This window comes from Streptomyces sp. NPDC091279, assembly GCF_044757465.1.
Lineage (GTDB): Bacteria > Actinomycetota > Actinomycetes > Streptomycetales > Streptomycetaceae > Streptomyces.
The window spans coordinates 430,568-450,673 of sequence record NZ_JBIVVA010000006.1 but is presented as its reverse complement, the minus strand read 5'-3'; the positions used below and the strand labels follow the sequence as shown (position 1 = coordinate 450,673).

Genomic DNA, 20,106 nt, shown 5'->3' with positions numbered 1-20,106 from the left:
GCGGCGTATACGCCGTGGCCATGAGACGGACGCTAGAAGAGGAACTCGGTCCCGCCCCGCCCGTTTTCTCGGGTTTTCTCGACGAGGTCCATGATTTGCAGCCGTTTTCTCCCATGCCCACCCGCAACGGCTGGAACGGGAAGCCACCCCTTGCCAAGCTGGCTGAACCATCACCCCTAAAAAGGCAGGTACAGCCGATGGCTCGACGGCTTCGTCTCACCGGCACCGACAGCAGGATCGACGGCTGCCCAGCACTCCACACGGACGTCGACACGGGGGAGGTCGTCGTGCAGGGGACCCCCTTGACCGACCCTCAAGACCTGGCGCAGTTATGGCACTTCGGTGACGATGAGGCCGCGGTCGTCGTACCGCGCGAACTGCTCGTGAACTGGGCCCCCAAGGAGATGACGCACGTGCCGGATGTCGTCGGCCGAGACGAGTTCCGCCGCCTGTTCGAGACGTTCGAGCACACGGCATGGCGTCTGGAGACGCGGCGCGGATACGCCTCCGACCGCGAAGACCCGGAGTTCCAGGTCTTCCTGGAAACGGGCACCACACCGTGCGACTTCGACGAACCCTGGTTCAAGAACATCCGCCGACAAACGGACGCGGGCAAGACCGTTGGCCGAGTCCGCATCGCCGACCGCCCCCTCACCACGGGACAGTTGTTCCTGCTGGACTACGCCAGGCACAACGCCGCCACCGGAGAGGACATCCGCTATCTCTGGCGCGAACAGGCCGAGCACTCCGACCTGCCCGCCGAGGACTTCTGGCTCTTCGACTCCCGGATCGTCGCCCGGCTCGTCTTCGACGACGACGACAACCTGCTGCACATCGAACTGATCACGGAGCCTGCCGAGGTGGTCCGCTACGCCTCGGCCCGCGACGCGGCCATGCATCATGCTGTTCCCTACGATGTCTTCGCCGCACAGGTGACCAACTAGTCTGCGAGGCCGGTGAGTACCGACTATCAGCGAGCAAGGGAAGCTCTCGGAGCACGGCTGCGTGAGCTGCGTTTCTCCTGTCCTGACGGTCGTCTCACCGGCCGACAACTCGCCGGGGCCCTCGGCTGGCCGGGCTCGAAGGTCAGCAAACTGGAGAATGGCCGCCAGAACGCCACCCCCGAGGATCTGAAGGCCTGGGCGCATGCCACAGGGCAACCCGACGTCTACCCCGAACTGGCGTCCCGGCTGGCTGGTTTCGAGTCACACATCAGGTCGTGGCGACGCGCCCTCGCAGGCGGCTTCGCGCCCGTGCAAGTGGATCTGAGCCTGGAGATCGAGCGCACCCGCGACCTATGGATGTGGGAAGAATCGGTCGTCGCCGGGATGCTACAGACAGCGGAGTACGCGCGCTGTGTGCTCACGCGCTACTCCCAACTCCTGGCCACCGGAAGCGACATCGACGCGGCGTTGCGCTCTCGGATGAAGCGTCAGGAGTGGCTCCACCAGCCCTGCCGACGCCTCCACGTCCTCATGTGGGAAGCCGCGTTACGCTCCCTGATCTGCCCGCCATCAGTACTCGCCGCGCAGTTGGACAGGCTCACGAGTCTGGTCGGGATGGACACCGTCGACCTCGGCATCATCCCCTTCGACGCCCCCATGAAGATCGTCCCTGCCAACGCGTTCTGGGTCCTCGACGCCCGCCTGGTCGTCGCCGAGGACTGGCACGCCGAGATATGGCTCGACGACCACGAGAACGTCACCCTCTACAACAAGGTCTGGCACACCCTGAACGAATCAGCGGTCTACGGCACCGACGCCCAGAACGTCATCAACAACGCCCGCCGATCCCTCAACTCGGTCTGACCCGAACCTAGTTCACAGAGCACTTCGCAACGCAGGCCAGCATCACTCAGCCCATTGGGGCCCCTCTGGGGAGCTTGAGGACATCGGGCTAGACAGCTCCGGAGCCCTTACATTCCAGCCCGTCCGGCGCTTGAGGACGAGGCCGTCCAGGCCGAACGGGGGTTTGGGGGCAGCGCCCCCAAGTCTCTTCGGCGCCGGGAAACGCAGGCCAGCACCGACCAACCAGCCCGTCCGGCGCTTGAGGACAAGGCCCGTTCAGGGCCGGGGTGGGGGTCTGGGGGCCGCAGCCCCCGGGGACCGGGCCGACTGGGGCGAGCGAAGGGAAAAGATATGCGCGGGGACCGCCGCACCCCCGGTAACGGGGGGCGGGACGACGGCGGTCCCCGCGAGGGGACACGAAGACCGGGTCAAGACCCGGCCCCGCGTCCAGGCGTCCATGGAGGTCCGGGAGCCGCTCCGGAGGTCCTTGGCGCCGTTCTGTGTCGGCCCGAGCGGGGAGCCGCTCCCGCCCTTGCCGACACCCACTAATCTGCCGGACGCGTGTTAAGCGGGTGCTGCGCGGACGTGACGCCCTCGTACCACTTCCACGAAGTCCACGTTTCGCCCACACCCCCGCCCTCCAGGACCCCCTACTACCCCCTACTGCCCCCCCTTACCGCTCCCCCTACTTCCCCCCCTTGGCCAGGAAGGCCAACAGGTCCTGCCTGCTGACAACCCCCGTCGGCTTGCCCTCCACCAGGACGATCGCCGCGTCCGCTCCCCCGAGCACGGACATCAGGTCGCCGACCGGCTCGCCGGAGCCGACCTGCGGGAGCGGAGCGGACATGTGCTTCTCCAACGGGTCCACCAGCGACGCCCGCTTGCTGAACAGCGCGTCGAGCAGTTCCCGTTCGACGACGGAACCCACGACCTCCGCGGCCATGACGTCGGGGTGCCCGGCACCCGGCTTCACGACCGGCATCTGGGAGACCCCGTACTCGCGCAGCACCTCGATGGCCTCGCCGACGGTCTCCTCGGGGTGCATGTGGACGAGGGACGGGATGGCGCCGTGCGCCTTGTCGTTGAGGACGTCGGCGACCCGGGCGCTGGGCCCGGTGTCCTCCAGGAAGCCGTAGTCGGCCATCCACTCGTCGTTGAAGATCTTGCTCAGGTACCCGCGCCCGCTGTCGGGCAGGAGGACGACGACGACGTCCTCGGGGCCGAGCCGCTCGGCGACCCGCAGCGCGGCGACGACGGCCATTCCGCAGGAGCCGCCGACCAGCAGGCCCTCCTCCTTGGCGAGGCGGCGGGTCATCTGGAAGGAGTCCTTGTCGGAGACCGGCACGATCTCGTCGGCGACCGTGCGGTCGTACGCGGTCGGCCAGAAGTCCTCGCCGACGCCCTCGACGAGGTAGGGCCGCCCGGAACCGCCCGAGTACACGGACCCCTCGGGGTCGGCGCCGACGACCGTGACCCGGCCGTCGCTGGCGTCCTTCAGATAGCGCCCGGTGCCGGAGATCGTGCCGCCGGTGCCGACGCCGGCGACGAAGTGGGTGATCCGCCCCTCGGTCTGCTCCCACAGCTCAGGGCCGGTGGAGTGGTAGTGGGAGGCGGGGTTGTCCGGGTTGGAGTACTGGTCGGGCTTCCAGGCTCCCGGGGTCTCCTTCACCAGCCGGTCGGAGACGTTGTAGTAGGAGTCGGGGTGCTCGGGGTCGACGGCGGTGGGGCAGACGACGACCTCGGCGCCGTAGGCCCGCAGCACGTTGATCTTGTCGGTGCTCACCTTGTCGGGGCACACGAAGATGCACTTGTACCCCTTCTGCTGGGCCACGATGGCCAGGCCGACGCCGGTGTTCCCGCTGGTCGGCTCGACGATCGTGCCGCCGGGCCGCAGGGCCCCGCTCTTCTCCGCGGCCTCGATCATGCGCAGGGCGATGCGGTCCTTCACGGAACCGCCCGGGTTGAAGTACTCGACCTTGGCCAGGACGGTCGCCCCGATGCCCTGGGTCACGTTGTTGAGCCGCACCAGCGGGGTGTTGCCGACGAGGCTGATCATCGAGTCGTGGAATTGCACCGTTGTCTCCGGATGCCGCAATAAAAAGGTCTGGGTGGTGCCGTCAGCCTACGGGTCGCACGGGTGGCCGACCCCTGTTCACTCCAGGTGGGGATTGGACGACGGTCGGTACGGGGCAAGGAGTGGGTGTATCGGAGAAGGAGGTGACGGCGACGGATGACCAGCATGTCGAGGGCGCGGGTGGCCCGCCGGATCGCGGCGGGCGCGGCGTACGGCGGTGGCGGCATCGGGCTCGCGGGCGCGGCGACGGTGGGTCTGCTGCTGGCCGAGATGCGGCTGGCCAGGCGCCAGGTGGGCAGCGTGCCCAACGGCCGGGTCCCGGTGGCGGACGGCCGTTACGGCCACAGTTACGACACCCCGGGTGAACCGCCGTTGCGGCTGACGGTGCTCGGCGACTCCACGGCCGCCGGGCAGGGCGTGAACCGGGCGGGCCAGACGCCGGGCGCGCTGCTCGCGTCGGGGCTCGCGGCGGTCGCGGAACGGACGGTGGAGCTGCACAACGTGGCGCTGCCCGGGGCCACCTCCGACGACCTGGACCGCCAGGTCGCCCTGGTCCTCGCGGACCCGTCCCGGGTACCGGACATCTGCGTGATCATCATCGGCGCCAACGACGTCACCCACCATCTGCCGGCCACCCGTTCGGTGCGGCATCTGTCGGGGGCGGTACGGCGGCTGCGCACGGCGGGTGCGGAGGTCGTCGTCGGCACCTGTCCCGACCTGGGGACGATCGAGCCGGTGCAGCAGCCGTTGCGGTGGCTGGCGCGCCGGGCGTCGCGGCAGCTGGCGGCGGCGCAGACGATCGGCACGGTGGAGCAGGGCGGCCGGACGGTGTCGTTGGGCGACCTGCTGGGCCCGGAGTTCGAGGCGAACCCGCGCGAACTGTTCGGCCCGGACCACTTCCATCCGTCGGCGGAGGGGTACGCGACGGCCGCGATGGCCGTGCTGCCGACGCTCTGCGCGGCGCTCGGCCTGTGGCCGGCCGAGGAGGACCGCCCCGAGGTCTCCCGCCGCGAGGGTTTCCTGCCGGTGGCGCGGGCGGCGGCGGAGGCGGCGGCGGAGCCGGGTACGGAGGTGACGGCGGCGGTGCCGACCGGGCCGCGCGGCCCCTGGGCCCTGCTGAAGCGCAGGCGGCGCCGCCGGGTACGGGAGCCGGAGCCGTCGAACCACCCGAAACCCACACCAAGGGTGGCCCCGGGCACCTGACCTCCCCCCTCGCCCTCGTCCACCCCTCCCCCCCCGAACCGCAAAAAACCCGCTGAGGCCCCCGGAACGGGAGATCGGTCGTAGCCTGGAAGGGTCCCAAGCAAGCGCTTAGAAAATTGCGGCCAGTGTCACACCACGCCGACGGTGACCGCGAAGGTACGGCCGGGTAACTTCCGAAGCGACCCGGCCCGTTCGCCCTTCGACACCCTCGACGAGGCGCCGCGCGCCGCCCCTTCCGTCTGGAGCCGTGATGCCTGAAGCCGTGATCGTCTCGACCGCCCGCTCCCCCATCGGCCGCGCTTTCAAGGGCTCCCTCAAGGAGCTGCGCCCGGACGACCTCACCGCCACGATCATCCAGGCCGCCCTCGCCAAGGTCCCCGAGCTGGACCCGCGCGACATCGACGACCTGATGCTGGGCTGCGGTCTGCCCGGCGGCGAGCAGGGCCACAACCTGGGCCGGATCGTCGCCGTGCAGATGGGCATGGACCACCTGCCGGGCTGCACGGTGACCCGTTACTGTTCCTCCTCGCTCCAGACCAGCCGGATGGCGCTGCACGCGATCAAGGCCGGTGAGGGCGACGTCTTCATCTCGGCCGGTGTCGAGATGGTCTCCCGTTTCACCCAGGGCAACTCCGACAGCCTGCCGGACACGCACAACCCGCTCTTCGCCGACGCCGAGGCCCGCACCGCCGAGGTCGCCCAGCAGGAGGGCACCTCCTGGCACGACCCGCGCGAGGACGGCCTCGTCCCCGACCCGTACATCGCGATGGGCCAGACCGCCGAGAACCTGGCCCGCGCCAAGGGCATCACCCGCCAGGACATGGACGAGTTCGGCGTCCGTTCCCAGAACCTGGCCGAGCAGGCCATCAAGAACGGCTTCTGGGAGCGCGAGATCACCCCGGTGACGCTCCCCGACGGCACGGTCGTCAGCGCCGACGACGGCCCGCGCCCCGGCGTCACCATGGAGGGCGTGCAGGGCCTGAAGCCGGTCTTCCGCCCCGACGGCCTCGTCACCGCCGGCAACTGCTGCCCGCTCAACGACGGTGCCGCCGCCGTCGTCATCATGTCGGACACCAAGGCCGCCGAGCTGGGCCTGACCCCGCTGGCCCGCATCGTCGCCACCGGCGTCTCCGGCCTCTCCCCCGAGATCATGGGCCTGGGCCCGGTGGACGCGAGCAACCAGGCGCTGCGCCGCGCGGGCCTGACCATCGACGACATCGACCTGGTCGAGATCAACGAGGCGTTCGCCGCGCAGGTCATCCCCTCCTACCGCGACCTCGGCATCCCGCTGGAGAAGCTGAACGTCAACGGCGGTGCCATCGCCGTCGGCCACCCCTTCGGCATGACCGGCGCGCGGATCACCGGCACGCTGATCAACTCCCTCCAGTTCCACGACAAGCAGTTCGGCCTGGAGACGATGTGCGTGGGCGGCGGCCAGGGCATGGCGATGGTGATCGAGCGCCTGAGCTGAGCCGGCCGACATGAACGAGCCGACGTGAACGAGTCGATGTGAACGTCGATGCGATCGAGGGGCCCGAGCCGCTGCCCAGCGTGACCGGCGCGGAACCCCTCGTCACCTTGTGGTCCGGAGTCCGGGAACCCCCGGGCTCCGGGGCCATTCCGTGATCCAATCTCCCCCAGGATGTGACCTATCTCCCTCACGGAGGGGATTTACGCAGGTCAGCGCCGATACGACGGCAAACATCGGGCCCAAAGTCCTGTCCGTTTCGTGACGTTACGCACTGACAGCTGGTTAGTCCACCCTTCAAGCTGATGTAGGAAGTCGGGGGTCGACTTTGAACCGGGAGTACGTCAGTGAGCGCCATGCCCATCGCTTTGCTGCTCACCACGGCCGCCACGGGCGCCGTGGGCGTCGCCGTCCTGCGCACCCTCATGGTGCTGCGCCGGGAGGTCGCGGTCCTGCACACCCAGCTCGCCGAGAACCGGGCGCCGCACGGGTTCGTGCCGGCCGCGCGGACCGGCGCCGAGGCGGAGCAGATACGCAGCGCCGTCGCCGAGGCACTCGCGGAGGAACGCGAGCGTGAACTCGCCGAGGCGCGGGCTTTCTGGGCCGCGCAGGAGGCCCGCGACGCCTCCGACACGCCCTCGATGCTGGGCCTGCCGGACAGTGAGCTGTTCCTGCCCCGCCAGTCGGACTTCGTCGGTCTGGAGCCGGTGACGGAGACGGGCGCGGAGGCCGAGGAGTACCCCGGTGACTCGCCGGAACTGGCCGCCGCCCGCCGCCGCCACCCCTCGCACCCGGACTTCGTGCCGGTCCAGTCGCCGGTCGTCAACGACCACGAACGCACCGTCACCACGCTGGAGTCGCTGGCCGACGAGCGCGTCGAACTCGCCGACGTCCGCCCGGGCCCGCTGGGCACCCTCGACGTGTACGTCTTCGCCGACGGCACCACGCTCTGCATGACCCCGGGCCACCGCGAGACCGCGGAACGCCTCGCCGCGGCCCTCACCGCCGGTGAGACCCCCTACCTCCTGGGCGGCTCCGGCATCTCAGGCGCCTACACCCTGACCTTCGCCTGCGGCCAGGAAAACGTCTACATCCTGGCCGACCGAGTAATAGCCAGCCTGTAACGGCACATAACTGAGCGCCCAAGCGACAGCCAACCTTCTTGGTTCCGGCGGGCCCAAGCGACAGCCAACCTTCTTGCCCTTGGGCGCACGGGGGCGTGGTGCACCTCTGAGGGCCCAAGCGACAGCCGACCTTCTTGGGGGCGCGGGGAACTGCGCGACAAGCCCCCACCGCCCCGCACCCGAAAAACCACCCATAAAAAAGGGGCGCGGGGAACGGCGCATCTTTCAGGGGCGCGGGGAACTGCGCAAAACCCCACCCACCCCCTAGACCCCCGCCCTCCCCTGCGCCTCCCCCACCAACCGCACAGCCTCAGCAACCTGCCCCTCGTCCACGAGAACAAGCGCCAAATCATGCCCGGCAACGGTAATTTGATCCGCCGCGGCAAACATCCCCGCATCGGGCATGACCCGAGGCTCACTCCCCGGCGCCTCAACCCCCTGCGCCAACCGAGCCATCTCCCGAGCCAGCCCCAACGCCTCAGCCGCAGCCCCCCGCTGCAACCGAGACTGCGGCGCAGCCCGAAGCCGATCGGCAAAATGCTCCACCGCACGCGTCAGAGGCGTCGTATCAACCACGGCCAGAGACTACGCGCCGTGCCACGGCTGTTGCCAACACGCCCACCCTCGGGCACGGTGACGTGAAGGACCGGCTCACACCCCTTTGCGTCCGGAGGCGCCGATGTCCCACGTCTTCTCCGAGGAGACCCATCGCAACCTGCTCGCCCGTATCCCCCACTGCACCGGCCGTGACGTGTCCGACTGGCTGCGGACCGTCGAGGAGGAGGGGCCGAGCCTCGTCCGCTTCGAGGACAAGGTCAGCTGGCTGCGCCACGAGCACAACCTCGCCTACGGCCACGCCAAGGCGATCGTGCACGAGTACGACCTGAGAAGGGCAGCACGCAATCTGCGGTAGACGCGGAAAGGGCCCCGGGAGAACCCGGGGCCCTTTCACAGAAGTCCGCCAGCCGTGACCGGCGACCGACCGCGAGGCGGCCGCTAGTCGTTGCTGTTGAGGATCGCGACGATCCGCAGGAACTCCATGTAGATCCAGACGAGCGTCAGCGTGAGGCCGAACGCCGCCAGCCACGCCTCTTCCTTCGGGGCACCGTAGGCGATGCCGTCCTCGACCTGCTTGAAGTCGAGGGCGAGGAAGCACGCGCCGAGCAGCACGCCGATGACGCCGAAGACGACACCGAGCCCGCCGCTGCGGAAGCCGAGGCCGTCACCGCCGCCGAAGACGGCGAACAGCATGTTCACCATCATGAGCAGCACGAAGCCGAGCGAGGCGGCCATCACGAAGCCGTAGAAGCGCCGGTTGACGCGAATCCAGCCCGCCTTGTAGGCGATCAGGACGGCGACGAACACCGACATCGTGCCGATCACGGCCTGCATGGCCGCGCCGCTCGCGATGCGGTTGTCGACGACGCTGGAGACGACGCCGAGGAAGACGCCCTCGAACGCGGCGTACGACAGGATCAGCGCGGGCGAGGCCTTGCGCTTGAAGGACTGGACGAACGCCAGGACCATGCCGATCAGCGCGGCACCGATACCGATGGCGTACGAACGGCCGATGTGGGCGTCGTCCACCGGCAGCAGCGCCCAGGCGAGCGCGGCGAAGACGACGAGGGTGCCCAGCGTGGACGCCGTGCGCAGCACGACGTCGTCCATGGTCATCCGGCCGGTGGTGGCCGGGGCCTGCGGCGGGGCACCGTGCTGGAGGTCCTGCTGCGCGTAGGGGTTCTGGGCGTAAGGGTTGCCGGCCGGCTGGGCGTACGGGTTGCCCTGCACGCCGACAGCGGGACCCCCGGCCTGCGGCGCGGCGTTGAAGCCCGCGTAGCCGTTGTCGCGGCTGAACCCCCGTCGCGAGAAGACCGGGTTTCTGCTCCTCATTTCACTCCTCCATGGCCACGCTGCGCGGCCTTGGGCTCAAGAGTAATAGGTAGGCAAAGGAATGACCCTAATACTTGGGAAGGATCTTTCCCCAGCCGTGCAGGGCAACACGCTACGCGGCCGAACGATTCCCGCCACCACGGGGACGGGAATCATGACGAACCTGGTACACACCGCCGTTCCCGCTACCAGGGGAATCCGGTGTATCCCTCGGCCAGGTCGGTGGCGGCCGCCCGCGACGAGCCGATCCGCTCCAGCCGGGCCACCTGGAGCCGGTCCTCGAAGGCGGTGGCGTCGGGCGCCCGGTGCAGCAGCGTGGTCATGTCGTAGGAGAACCGTTCGGCCTGCCAGACCCGCCGCAGACAGTCCGCCGAGTAGGAGTCGAGCAGCGCCGGTGAGCCGGTCTCCCGCTCGGACACCAGCGCCCGCGCGAAGGTGACGACGTCCCCGACGGCGAGGTTCAGCCCCTTCGCCCCGGTGGGCGGAACGATGTGTGCGGCGTCCCCGGCCAGGAAGAGCCGTTGGTGGCGCATGGGTTCCTGCACGAAGGAGCGCATCGGGGTGACGGACTTCTGGGTGATCGTCCCCCGGGCGAGCCTCCACCCGTCGTCGGTCGCGAACCGCCGTTCCAGTTCCGTCCAGATCGCGTCGTCCGCCCAGTCCTCGGCGTCGGTCCCCTCGGGGACCTGGAGGTAGAGCCGGGAGACGGCGGGGGACCGCATGGACAGCAGGGCGAACCCGCGCGCGTGCCGGGCGTAGACCAACTCGTCGTGCGAGGGCGGAACGTCGGCGAGGACACCGAGCCACGCGAAGGGATAGCCCCGTTCGAACACCCGGGAGACACCGGCCGGCACCGTCCGCCGGGCCACTCCCCAGGAGCCGTCGCAGCCGACGACGTAGTCACACTCCAGGACGGATTCCACGCCCCCGTGCCGGAACCGGACGCGGGCCCGCGCGGCGTCGATGTCGAGCGCCTCGGCCTCGAACAGCAGCGGTCCGCCCTCCGCCAGCTGGAGGGCGATGAGGTCCTTGCACACCTCGGTCTGGGCGTAGACCGTCACGGCCCGCCCGCCGGTGAGCGCGGGGAAGTCGATGCGGTGACGTCGCCGTTCGAAGCGCAGCTCGATGCCGTCGTGCCGCAGGCCTTCGCGGTCCATCCGTGCCCCGGCCCCGGCCGCGCGCAGCACGTCCGCGGTGCCCTGCTCCAGAATCCCGGCCCGCTGCCGCCGTTCGACATACGCGCGGTCCCTGCTCTCCAGAACGACGGAGTCGATACCGGCGCGGTGCAGCAACCGGGCGAGCAGGAGCCCGGCGGGCCCGCCCCCGACGATCCCGACGGTGGTCCGCATCCCACTCCGTTCACCAGGTGAAATTCGCTTCACACCCCCCGCCGCCCGAGTCTCCGACGCCCCCAACTCCCTGTCAACGGCGTCATCGACGGCGGCATCGACGGATATCTGAGGGCCGCCCGGCATTCCCGGCCGGAGATGTTCTTACCGAGCGACTAGCGATATTTCCCGGGGGGCGAAGGGTCGGAGCCGATCTGCGAGGCGGGCTCGACGTGCCCTCGGAAGCCGTCCGTTCCCGCGTCGCCCGAGTCGGCTGGGCCGTCCGTCGGTGCCGGGGCCGGCGACGCGGTGGTGCCCGGAGCCGGACTTGAACCGGCACGCCCTCTAAGGGGCAGCGAGGTTTAAGCTCGCCGTGTCTGCATTCCACCATCCGGGCAGGCCATGGGCCCCGCAACGAGGTTCCGAGCCTATCGGGAGACCCCATCTGAACACCGGGCCAGGGGACCGATGTTGTCTTATTTTATTGACGTCTGAGGGTGCATCAGCACACGGAACTGGCCATCCGCACTTGCCAATAGCCCGGTGCGAGCCCGGATGCCACAATCGGCGTCAGATGCGGAATGACGGAATTTCACCGCCAGAACGAGGTTGCTCCACCGGTTCTCGACGGAACGGCGCCGACCAGCGCGGATCAGGGGCGCGTCTCATCCCCAGGTATGACATGGCGGCGCCGGGTCAGACCCGAGTCTCCCCCGGGAACTCAGGACTGCGGGTGACTACACGAGCCGACGCGGGCCACACGATGGAAGACGTCCGCCATGACCACCAGGCGTCGCCTTCGCACCTTCAACGACGCCGTCCCGCGAGGAGTTCCTTCCCGTGACCACCACACCCGTCGCCGGCCGGTCCACCGCCACCGTGGCCGCACGCGCCTCGGAGCTCTCGAAGATCTACGGACAGGGCGAGACCCAGGTGGTCGCGCTCGACCGGGTCTCCGTCGACTTCCGGCAGGCCGAACTCACCGCGATCATGGGGCCGTCCGGTTCCGGCAAGTCCACGCTGATGCACTGCGTGGCCGGCCTCGACACGTTCTCCTCCGGCTCCGTACGGATCGGCGAGACCGAGTTGGGCGCGCTGAAGGACAAGCAGCTGACCAAGTTGCGCCGCGACAAGATCGGCTTCATCTTCCAGGCGTTCAACCTGCTGCCGACCCTGACGGCGCTGGAGAACATCACCCTGCCGATGGACATCGCCGGCCGGAAGCCCGACAAGGAGTGGCTGGATTCCGTCATCCGGATGATCGGTCTCTCCGACCGGCTCGGGCACCGCCCCTCGCAGCTCTCCGGCGGCCAGCAGCAGCGCGTCGCCGTGGCCCGCGCGCTGGCCTCCCGCCCCGAGATCATCTTCGGCGACGAGCCGACCGGCAACCTCGACTCCCGCTCCGGCGCCGAGGTCCTCGGCTTCCTGCGCAACTCCGTGCGCGAGCTGGGCCAGACCGTGGTGATGGTCACCCACGACCCGGTCGCCGCCGCCTACGCCGACCGCGTCGTCTTCCTCGCCGACGGCAGGATCGTCGACGAGTTGTACGGGCCGACGGCCGACTCGGTGCTCGACCGCATGAAGCAGTTCGACGCGAAGGGCCGTACCAGCTGATGTTCCGCACGGCTCTGCGCAACGTCTTCGCGCACAAGGCCCGGCTCCTGATGACCGTTCTCGCCGTGATGCTCGGCGTGGCCTTCGTGTCCGGGACCCTGGTCTTCACCAGCACCATTTCCGACGCCTACCAGAACAGCTCCGCCAAGGGCTTCGACGATGTCGACGTCGCCGTCCACGCCGAGTCGCAGAAGGACCAGGGCAACAAGCTCGGCACGGCGCGGGAGCTGACCCAGACGCAGCTCGACGCGATAGCCGACGTGCCGGGCGCCGCCTCCACGATCGGCGTCGTCAAGGGCTTCACCGCCCTCGCCGACAAGAACGGCAAGCTCATCGGCGGCGGCTTCCAGTCCGAGGGCGGCAACTACTGGGGGAAGAAGGACGCCCGTTACCCGCTGACGTCCGGCACCGCCCCGCACGGCGCGGGCGAGGTCGCCATCGACGCCAAGACGGCGAAGCGGGCCGGTTACCAGGTCGGCGACACCGTCCGCCTCTCGGTCGACGGCCCCGTCCTCACCCCCCGTATCAGCGGCATCTTCACCACCGACGACGGCAATGTCACGGCCGGCGGCAGCCTCGCCCTGTTCGACACGGCGACCGCCCAGAAGCTGTTCGGCAAGCCGGGCACGTTCGACGAGATCGACGTGAAGGCCGCCGCCGGGACCTCGCAGGCGGCGTTGAAGTCCGCGGTGGACAAGGCCCTGCCCGCCGGGACGATCGGGACCGAGACCGGCAAGGAACTCGCCGACCAGCAGGCCGACGCGATCGCCCGCTCGATGGAGGGCCTCAAGCAGGCGCTGCTGGTGTTCGCCGGGATCGCGCTGTTCGTCGGCACGTTCATCATCGCCAACACCTTCACCATGCTGGTCGCCCAGCGCACCAAGGAGCTGGCGCTGCTGCGGGCCGTCGGCGCCTCCCGCCGTCAGGTCACCCGGTCGGTGCTCCTGGAGGCGTTCGTGGTCGGCACGGTCGCCGCCGTCACCGGGCTGCTCGCGGGCATCGGCATCGGCGCCGGACTGCGCGCCCTGATGGGGGCGTTCGGCCAGAGCGTCCCGGACGGGCCGCTGGTCGTCGCGCCCAGTACGATCGCCGCCGCCCTCGCGGTGGGCATCCTGATCACCATGCTGGCCGCGTGGCTGCCGGGCCGCCGGGCCGCGAAGATCCCGCCGGTCGCCGCGATGAGCAGCCTGCACGCGCAGGCCACGACCAAGTCGCTGGTGCTGCGCAACACGCTGGGCGCGCTGTTCTCCGGCGCGGGCATCGCCGTCGTGCTGGCCGCGACCACGATGAAGGGCACCGACGGCCAGGCCCCCATGGGGCTCGGCGCGGTGCTGCTGATCATCGGCGTCTTCATCCTGACCCCGCTGCTGTCCCGGCCGCTGATCGCCGCCGCCGCGCCGCTGATGCGGATCTTCGGCGTGGCGGGGAAGCTGGCCCGGCAGAACTCGGTGCGCAACCCGCGCCGCACGGCGGCCACCGCGTCCGCGCTGATGATCGGGCTCACCCTGATCACCGGCATGACGGTGATGGCGGGTTCGCTCCAGCAGGCGATCGACAAGATGGCGTCGTCCGCGATCCGCGCCGACTTCGTGGTGACGATGGCCAACGGCCACCCGCTCTCCGCGGACGTCGAGAAGAAGCTCGCCGCCTCCGCCGACGTCACCGCCACCAGCCCGATGCGGAACGCCCCCGTCCGGATCGACGGCGCCACCGACTACCTGACCGGCGTCAACGGCGCCGAGATCGGCAAGCTCACCGACCTGACGCTCGACGAGGGCACCTTCACGGTCGGCGGCGGCCAGGTCGTCGTCGACACGAACACGGCCAAGGAGCACGGCTGGAAGCCCGGTTCGAGCTTCACGGCGTACTTCGAGGACCAGAAGTCCGAACGGCTGACGGTGTCCGGTGTCTACGAGGGCAACGAGTTGATCCGCGGCACGCTCATGGACGCCGCGCGGCTCGCCCCGCACCAGAGCACCGTGACCGACATGCAGGTGCTGGTCAAGACGTCGGACGGCGCGTCCAGCACCGCCAAGGACACGTTGGAGAAGGCGCTCGGCTCCAACCCGGCGATCAGGGTGCAGAGCAAGCAGGACCTGTCCGACGAGGTCTCGAAGATCTTCACCCTGATGCTGAACATGCTCTACGGGCTGCTCGCCATGGCGGTGATCGTCGCGGTCCTCGGCGTCATCAACACGCTGGCCATGTCGGTGTTCGAGCGCTCGCAGGAGATCGGCATGCTGCGCGCGATCGGCCTCGACCGCAAGGGCATCAAGCGGATGGTCCGCCTGGAGTCCCTGGTGATCTCCCTGTTCGGCGGGGTGCTCGGCATCGGGCTCGGTGTGTTCTTCGGCTGGGCGGCCGGACAGCTGATCGGCGCGAGCATGCCGACGTACGCACTGGTCCTGCCCTGGGGCCGGATGGCCGTCTTCCTGCTGCTGGCCGCGCTCGTCGGCGTCCTCGCCGCCCTGTGGCCGGCCCGCCGAGCGGCCCGCCTGAACATGCTGACGGCCATCAAGTCCGAGTAGACGCGGGCGAGTTGCCCACGTCACGCGGCTGACAAGGCCGTTGGGGCCCCGTTCCGGTGGTCGCGGGACGGGGCCCCGGCGCGTTCAGTTCCAGGTGCGGGCGCGCAACGGCAGTCCGGAGGTGCCGGATTGCGGGGTGCGGACCGCGAGGACCTGGTTGACGCCGATGCGGTTGCGCTCGAAGGCGAGGGCGCTGGCCGCCATGTAGAGGCGCCAGACCCGGGCCCGGCCCGCCCCGGCGAGGCTCACCGCGTGGCGCCAGTCGGCCTCCAGGTTGGCGACCCAGTGGCGCAGGGTGAGCGCGTAGTGCTCGCGGATCGACTCGACGTCCCGCACCTCGAACCCGGCCCGCTCCAACTGCGTGACGGTGCTGCCGACGGGTTCGAGTTCGCCGTCGGGAAAGACGTACGCGTCGATGAACTCGTCGACGTGGTAGGCGGATTCGTCCCCGTGCGGGCGGCGGGCGATCTGGTGGTTGAGGAGCCGGCCGCCGGGCACCAGGAGCCGGTGCAGGTTCCGGGCGTAGTCCAAGTACCGTTCGGCGCCCACGTGTTCGGCCATCCCGATGGAGGAGATGGCGTCGAACGGCCCGTCGGTGACGTCCCGGTAGTCCTGGACCCTGATCTCCACCCGGTCGGCGAGCCCCTCCTCGGCGACCCGCTTGCGGGCGTAGGCGGCCTGCTCCTGGGAGAGGGTGATGCCGACGACGTCCACGCCGTGTTCGCGGGCCGCGTGCAACGCCATCGAGCCCCAGCCGCAGCCGACGTCGAGCAGCCGCTGACCCGGCGTCAGGGCGAGCTTGCGGCAGACGAGTTCGAGCTTGTCGCGCTGGGCGTCCGCGAGGGTGGCGTCCGGGTCGGGCCAGTAGGCGCAGGAGTAGACCATGGACGGGCCGAGGACGGTCTCGTAGAAGTCGTTGCCGACGTCGTAGTGGTGGCTGATGGCCCGTCTGTCGGTGCGTCTGGTGTGCAGGTGGTGGGTGCGGCGGACCTCCTCGGCGGGCGGCGCCGGGGGCAGCGGCAGGCCGGTGAGCTTCACGAGGCCGCGAACGGCGGCCCTGGCGTCGGGGTCGCGGAGGGTCTCGGTGAGGCTCTTGGCGTTCTCGCCGCGCTCCCACACCAGGCCCGCCATCAGGTCGAGGGCGGTGTAGAGGTCGCCCTCGATGTCCAGGTCCCCGGCCACCCAGGCGCGGGCCAGGCCCAGTTCGCCGGGTTTCCACAGCAGCCGGCGTACGGCCCGGCGGTTGCGTACGACCAGGGCCGGTGCGTCGGGGGGCCCGGCCTGCGAGCCGTCCCAGGCGCGGATACGCACCGGTAGAGGTGTTCCCAGCAACTGCTCGAAGAGGCTGTTCAACCGCAGCGCGGCGCCGCCCATGGCGCATACCTCCGTGTCGACGTGACGACGAATCCCGGATGTCCGGCACCACGTAAACACCTACGGGGCCCCGGCGCAGTCCCTTGAGCGTGTCACGACTGGGCAAAATGGATGTAGATGCCACGGGCGTTGACGAAATGCACGCCCTGAACGGCCGGATGCCAACGGGGCGGGTGGGGCGGAAGCCCTGCCGACGCCCCGGCAGGGAGGGGACCGGCCGCCGCCCCGTCGGAACCCGGAAACGCCGAAGGGCCCCCCGCACCACGGATGGCGGGAGGCCCTTCGAACGAGTTGTTCAGCAACCGGCGCGACCGACACGACCGACACGACCAGCGCACCTCACACGGCCGACGGCCACCACCGGCCGACGCACCAGCCGAGTCGGCCGACTCGGCCAACCCGGCCGACACAGCCGTTTCACCGGGCGGTTGGCCAACTGGCCGAGCCGGCCGTCAGGCCCGTTCGTCAGCTGGCCGACCAGGCTCACACGGCCGCGTCGCGCCTCTGTGCCTCTGCGTTGGTCAGGAGGCCTTGGCCTTGGCGGCTTCCGGCTCGGTGGCCTTCGCGGCGGGGGCCGGTGCGGGCTTGGCGGCCTCGTAGAACTCCTCGCGGGGGTTCTCCATGGCGCCGAGCGCGACGACCTCGCGCTTGAGGAACATGCCGAGGGTCCAGTCGGCGAAGACGCGGATCTTGCGGTTCCACGTCGGCATCGCGAGGCCGTGGTAGCCACGGTGCATGTACCAGGCGAGCCGGCCCTTGAGCTTGATCTTCATCTTGCCCATGACGATCATCGCGACGCCCTTGTGGAGCCCGAGACCGGCCACCGCGCCCTTGTTGGCGTGCGAGTAGTCCTTCTGCGGGAAGCCCCGCATGCCCGAGATCACGTTGTCGCCGAGGACCCTGGCCTGACGCAGCGCGTGCTGGGCGTTCGGCGGGCACCAGGCGTTCTCGTTGCCGGCCTTGCGACCGACGAGGTCCGGGACCTGGGCATTGTCGCCGGCGGCCCAGATGTAGTCGGTGCCCTGCACCTGGAGGGTGGTCGCGCAGTCGACGTGACCGCGCGGGCCCAGCGGGAGGCCGTAGCGGCTGAGCGCCGGGTTCGGCTTGACGCCGGCCGTCCACACGATGGTGTGGGAGTCGACCTCCAGGCCGTTCTTCAGGACGACGTGGCCGTCGACGCAGGAGTCCATCGAGGTGGAGAGGTAGATCTCCACACCGCGGCCCTCCAGGTGCTCCTTGCCGTACTGGCCGAGCTTGGGGCCGACCTCGGGAAGGATCTTGTCGGCGGCGTCGACGAGGATGAACCGCATGTCCTCGCGGGAGACCGTCTTGTAGTACTTGGCCGCGTCCCGAGCCAGGTCCTCGACCTCACCGATGGTCTCCGCACCGGCGAAACCGCCGCCGATGAAGACGAAGGTGAGCGCCTTGCGGCGGATCTCCTCGTCGGTGGTGGAGTCGGCCTTGTCGAGCTGCTCAAGGACGTGGTTGCGCAGGCCGATGGCCTCCTCGACGCCCTTCATGCCGATGCCCTGTTCGGCGAGGCCGGGGATCGGGAAGGTGCGGGAGACCGCGCCGAGCGCGATCACCAGGTAGTCGAAGGGCAGCTCGTACGACTCCCCGACCAGCGGGGCGATCGACGCGACCTTGCGGTCCTGGTCGATGGTGGTGACCCGGCCGGTGAGGACCTCCGCCTTCGGCAGCACGCGTCGCAACGGGACGACGACGTGGCGCGGGGAGATGTTGCCGGCCGCAGTTTCGGGGAGGAAGGGCTGGTAGGTCATGTACGACCGGGGGTCGACGACCGTGACGGTCGCCTCTCCGTAGCGCATCTTCTTGAGAATGCGCCGAGCTGCGTACAGGCCTACGTACCCACCGCCTACTACGAGAATCCTGGGACGCTCCGTGGTGCTCATGGCATCGAGTATCCACCCGTCGCCGGGGGGCACCTCGTGCGCCCCTTCACAAGCTCGGACAGGGTGTGTGTTATCCTCCGCGACCCGCATGATCCGCGCCACGCTCCGGGACGGGGCCGGTGTCCGTTACGGACCGTTGTCAATGCCGCGTGAGCTGCCCATCTGGAACGTCGGAGGAGTCCTCCCCACCCCTCGTTCCCGTCCGCTCCCCCATCATGCCACCACACCTCTGAACATGTTCAACTCCCAGGTGGGACCCCGAAAGGGCCAATCGGCCCCTGTTCTTCGCCCGCCACGACAGAATTCCTTGTGAAGAACTTCACGAACTTTCCCGCGCCCACCCGCCCAAGCCCACCGCAGCCCCCCCTCCCACCCCGCTCAAACGCCACCTGGCCTGCTCAGGAGAGAGCGAAAGGGGCCCGCCGGAGCCGGTTCCCGCTCACCGGCGTTGAGGCGCTCCATGAATGCGGACACACCGGCGACCTGCCGGTACGGCTTGAAGGCCGGCGCGAGTTCGCGGACCAGGGTGACGCAGCGCCCGGCGCCGATCCGCTCGGCCAGGTCGAGCGACTCGGTGGTGACGGCGAGGGCCTGCTCGACCTCGCGGGACCGCAGGAGGCTGTGGGCCTCGTAGGTGAGGAAGATTCCCCGCGTCTTGTCCCGTGTGCGGGGCAGCAGGCTGATGCCCTCATCGATACGGGCACGGGCCTCTTCGGCGTGGCCGAGGTCGAGCAGGCATCGCCCCGAGTCGACGGCCAGGTCCGCGGCACTCATCCACGCGCACCAGCCGGGTGCGGGGTCGGTGGCATCGGACAGCAACTCGGTCTCGGCGGCGGACAGGTCGCGGTGACAGGCGGAACGCTCGCCGAGCGCGGCGTGCGCACGGGCCCGGCGAAGGAACAAGAGGGACCGGGCCGACGGGTGCCGGGCGTGGATCAGGGCCTGACCGAGTGGTCCGACGGCAGCGGAGGGCTCGCCGAGCCAGATGGACTGGTACCCGAAGTCGGACAGGACACCGGCGCCGAGGTCACGGTCGTGAGCGGCGTGCGCGCTCGTCAGGGCGGCGTTCCAGAGCTTGCCCGCCGCGTAGTGGTGCCCCTGGTCGAAGCGGTGCCAGCCACAGGTGCTGGCCAGCGACGCCGCCAGGAGATGCAGCCGCCTGCGGGTCGCCTCGTTGTGGTTGTCGCCGTCGATGAGGTCCGTGACCGTTTCGAGGTGCGCGTCCATCAGCTTCGACGTGTGCTGACGCTGTTCGGTCGGTAACGCGGTCAGCTGGGCGCTGGTGTCCTCCAGCCAGTCGACCAGTTCCGAGTCGACGGCCTTGCCGTTCAGGGCCATGGTGAGCCGTTCAGGCTCGATCGCGGCCCACTGGGCGGAGAGGCCGGCCAGCGCGGCCGCGCTGTAGGTCATGAAATTGCGGCGGTCCATTGCGGTCCTCTGAGCCTCTCGGAGTGCTTGGACGGTGAACACGGGGCCCAGGGGAAGCGGAGCGTCGTAGCCCGGGAGCCAGTAGGGCCAGCCCAGCGATTCGACGTCCGCGGTGGGTACTTCGAGGGCTTCGGCGATCCAGCACTGAGAGTCCTGGTTGGGCTCCTTGAGCCAGTTCTCCCACTTGCTGATGGCCTGCTTGTCCGCGCCGGACCGGAGCCCGTGCCTACGGGCGGCCTTGTCCATGCGCAGGGCCAGGCCGGTCTGGGACAGCCCGCGCAGTTTCCGGGCGTACACGAGGGGGTGCCGGATCGGATCATTCACGGCTCGATTCCATCACCAAGAGTGCCCCGAAGCTTACTGCCCGCACAGACA

General features: G+C 69.6%; 15 protein-coding genes and 1 tRNA gene. 8 read left to right on the top strand and 8 right to left on the bottom strand.

The features are described from left to right. Window positions 1–197: 197 nt before the first annotated feature. Both ACIQOU_RS18275 and ACIQOU_RS18270 read left to right on the top strand, forming a co-directional pair. Complete coding sequence (locus tag ACIQOU_RS18275; protein WP_401537740.1) at window positions 198–944, top strand: DUF6879 family protein; 747 nt, start codon at window positions 198–200, stop codon at window positions 942–944. A gap of 12 nt (window positions 945–956) precedes the next feature. Beyond that, window positions 957–1,808, top strand: coding sequence for a helix-turn-helix domain-containing protein (locus ACIQOU_RS18270; RefSeq protein ID WP_401537739.1), 852 nt, complete (start codon window positions 957–959; stop codon window positions 1,806–1,808). A gap of 664 nt (window positions 1,809–2,472) precedes the next feature. Here the strand turns inward: ACIQOU_RS18270 and ACIQOU_RS18265 are convergent. After that, a complete protein-coding gene (locus tag ACIQOU_RS18265; RefSeq protein ID WP_401537738.1) occupies window positions 2,473–3,861 on the bottom strand; it encodes a cystathionine beta-synthase in 1,389 nt (462 codons plus the stop codon). A gap of 156 nt (window positions 3,862–4,017) precedes the next feature. Here ACIQOU_RS18265 and ACIQOU_RS18260 point away from each other — a divergent pair, with 156 nt between their 5' ends. From ACIQOU_RS18260 to ACIQOU_RS18250, 3 genes are all read left to right on the top strand, one after another. Continuing rightward, entirely contained in the window at window positions 4,018–5,064 is a 1,047-nt protein-coding gene (locus tag ACIQOU_RS18260) for an SGNH/GDSL hydrolase family protein (protein WP_401537737.1), read from the top strand. 250 nt (window positions 5,065–5,314) lie between these two features. Continuing rightward, on the top strand, window positions 5,315–6,535 hold the full coding sequence (locus ACIQOU_RS18255) for an acetyl-CoA C-acetyltransferase (RefSeq protein ID WP_401537736.1): 1,221 nt from the start codon (window positions 5,315–5,317) through the stop codon (window positions 6,533–6,535). 344 nt (window positions 6,536–6,879) lie between these two features. Continuing rightward, window positions 6,880–7,656: a hypothetical protein gene (locus ACIQOU_RS18250; protein WP_401537735.1), complete on the top strand. Its 777-nt coding sequence runs from the start codon at window positions 6,880–6,882 to the stop codon at window positions 7,654–7,656. A 264-nt stretch (window positions 7,657–7,920) separates the two neighbouring features. On the opposite strand, the gene ACIQOU_RS18245 is transcribed toward ACIQOU_RS18250, so the two are convergent. Continuing rightward, window positions 7,921–8,232, bottom strand: a complete 312-nt coding sequence (locus tag ACIQOU_RS18245; protein ID WP_401537734.1) for a hypothetical protein — start codon at window positions 8,230–8,232, stop codon at window positions 7,921–7,923. Window positions 8,233–8,335: 103 nt separating this feature from the next. Here ACIQOU_RS18245 and ACIQOU_RS18240 point away from each other — a divergent pair, with 103 nt between their 5' ends. Further along, entirely contained in the window at window positions 8,336–8,569 is a 234-nt protein-coding gene (locus ACIQOU_RS18240; RefSeq protein WP_401537733.1) for a DUF4287 domain-containing protein, read from the top strand. 83 nt (window positions 8,570–8,652) lie between these two features. On the opposite strand, the gene ACIQOU_RS18235 is transcribed toward ACIQOU_RS18240, so the two are convergent. The 3 genes from ACIQOU_RS18235 to ACIQOU_RS18225 all read right to left on the bottom strand — a co-directional run bounded on the left by ACIQOU_RS18235 (window position 8,653) and on the right by ACIQOU_RS18225 (window position 11,271). After that, entirely contained in the window at window positions 8,653–9,546 is an 894-nt protein-coding gene (locus ACIQOU_RS18235) for a Bax inhibitor-1/YccA family protein (protein WP_401537732.1), read from the bottom strand. 185 nt (window positions 9,547–9,731) lie between these two features. Continuing rightward, complete coding sequence (locus ACIQOU_RS18230; RefSeq protein WP_401537731.1) at window positions 9,732–10,895, bottom strand: 4-hydroxybenzoate 3-monooxygenase; 1,164 nt, start codon at window positions 10,893–10,895, stop codon at window positions 9,732–9,734. 289 nt (window positions 10,896–11,184) lie between these two features. Then, a tRNA-Leu gene (locus ACIQOU_RS18225) sits at window positions 11,185–11,271 on the bottom strand. 443 nt (window positions 11,272–11,714) lie between these two features. Here ACIQOU_RS18225 and ACIQOU_RS18220 point away from each other — a divergent pair. Together ACIQOU_RS18220 and ACIQOU_RS18215 are read left to right on the top strand one after the other, a co-directional pair. Continuing rightward, window positions 11,715–12,488, top strand: a complete 774-nt coding sequence (locus ACIQOU_RS18220; protein ID WP_401537730.1) for an ABC transporter ATP-binding protein — start codon at window positions 11,715–11,717, stop codon at window positions 12,486–12,488. Continuing rightward, window positions 12,488–15,016, top strand: a complete 2,529-nt coding sequence (locus ACIQOU_RS18215) for an ABC transporter permease (RefSeq protein WP_401537729.1) — start codon at window positions 12,488–12,490, stop codon at window positions 15,014–15,016. The genes ACIQOU_RS18220 and ACIQOU_RS18215 overlap by 1 nt, the downstream gene beginning before the upstream one ends. Before the next feature lie 84 nt (window positions 15,017–15,100). Here ACIQOU_RS18215 and ACIQOU_RS18210 read toward each other — a convergent pair whose 3' ends face one another. From ACIQOU_RS18210 to ACIQOU_RS18200, 3 genes are all read right to left on the bottom strand, one after another. Further along, on the bottom strand, window positions 15,101–16,390 hold the full coding sequence (locus ACIQOU_RS18210; RefSeq protein WP_401537728.1) for a class I SAM-dependent methyltransferase: 1,290 nt from the start codon (window positions 16,388–16,390) through the stop codon (window positions 15,101–15,103). A 521-nt stretch (window positions 16,391–16,911) separates the two neighbouring features. Beyond that, window positions 16,912–18,303, bottom strand: a complete 1,392-nt coding sequence (locus ACIQOU_RS18205; RefSeq protein WP_401537727.1) for an NAD(P)/FAD-dependent oxidoreductase — start codon at window positions 18,301–18,303, stop codon at window positions 16,912–16,914. Window positions 18,304–18,681: 378 nt separating this feature from the next. Further along, window positions 18,682–20,055 carry an XRE family transcriptional regulator gene (locus tag ACIQOU_RS18200; RefSeq protein ID WP_401537726.1) on the bottom strand — a complete coding sequence of 458 codons (1,374 nt, stop codon included), beginning with the start codon at window positions 20,053–20,055 and terminating at the stop codon, window positions 18,682–18,684. Between the last annotated feature and the right edge of the window lie 51 nt (window positions 20,056–20,106).

What these genes read in the sequence shown, in the direction of transcription:
- ACIQOU_RS18275 (WP_401537740.1), top strand. Translation starts at nt 198, where the DNA reads ATGGCTCGACGGCTTCGTCTCACCGGCACCGACAGCAGGATCGACGGC.
- ACIQOU_RS18260 (WP_401537737.1), top strand. Translation starts at nt 4,018, where the DNA reads ATGACCAGCATGTCGAGGGCGCGGGTGGCCCGCCGGATCGCGGCGGGC.
- ACIQOU_RS18255 (WP_401537736.1), top strand. Translation starts at nt 5,315, where the DNA reads ATGCCTGAAGCCGTGATCGTCTCGACCGCCCGCTCCCCCATCGGCCGC.
- ACIQOU_RS18240 (WP_401537733.1), top strand. Translation starts at nt 8,336, where the DNA reads ATGTCCCACGTCTTCTCCGAGGAGACCCATCGCAACCTGCTCGCCCGT.
- ACIQOU_RS18235 (WP_401537732.1), bottom strand. Translation starts at nt 9,546, where the DNA reads ATGAGGAGCAGAAACCCGGTCTTCTCGCGACGGGGGTTCAGCCGCGAC.
- ACIQOU_RS18230 (WP_401537731.1), bottom strand. Translation starts at nt 10,895, where the DNA reads ATGCGGACCACCGTCGGGATCGTCGGGGGCGGGCCCGCCGGGCTCCTG.
- ACIQOU_RS18215 (WP_401537729.1), top strand. Translation starts at nt 12,488, where the DNA reads ATGTTCCGCACGGCTCTGCGCAACGTCTTCGCGCACAAGGCCCGGCTC.
- ACIQOU_RS18210 (WP_401537728.1), bottom strand. Translation starts at nt 16,390, where the DNA reads ATGGGCGGCGCCGCGCTGCGGTTGAACAGCCTCTTCGAGCAGTTGCTG.
- ACIQOU_RS18205 (WP_401537727.1), bottom strand. Translation starts at nt 18,303, where the DNA reads ATGAGCACCACGGAGCGTCCCAGGATTCTCGTAGTAGGCGGTGGGTAC.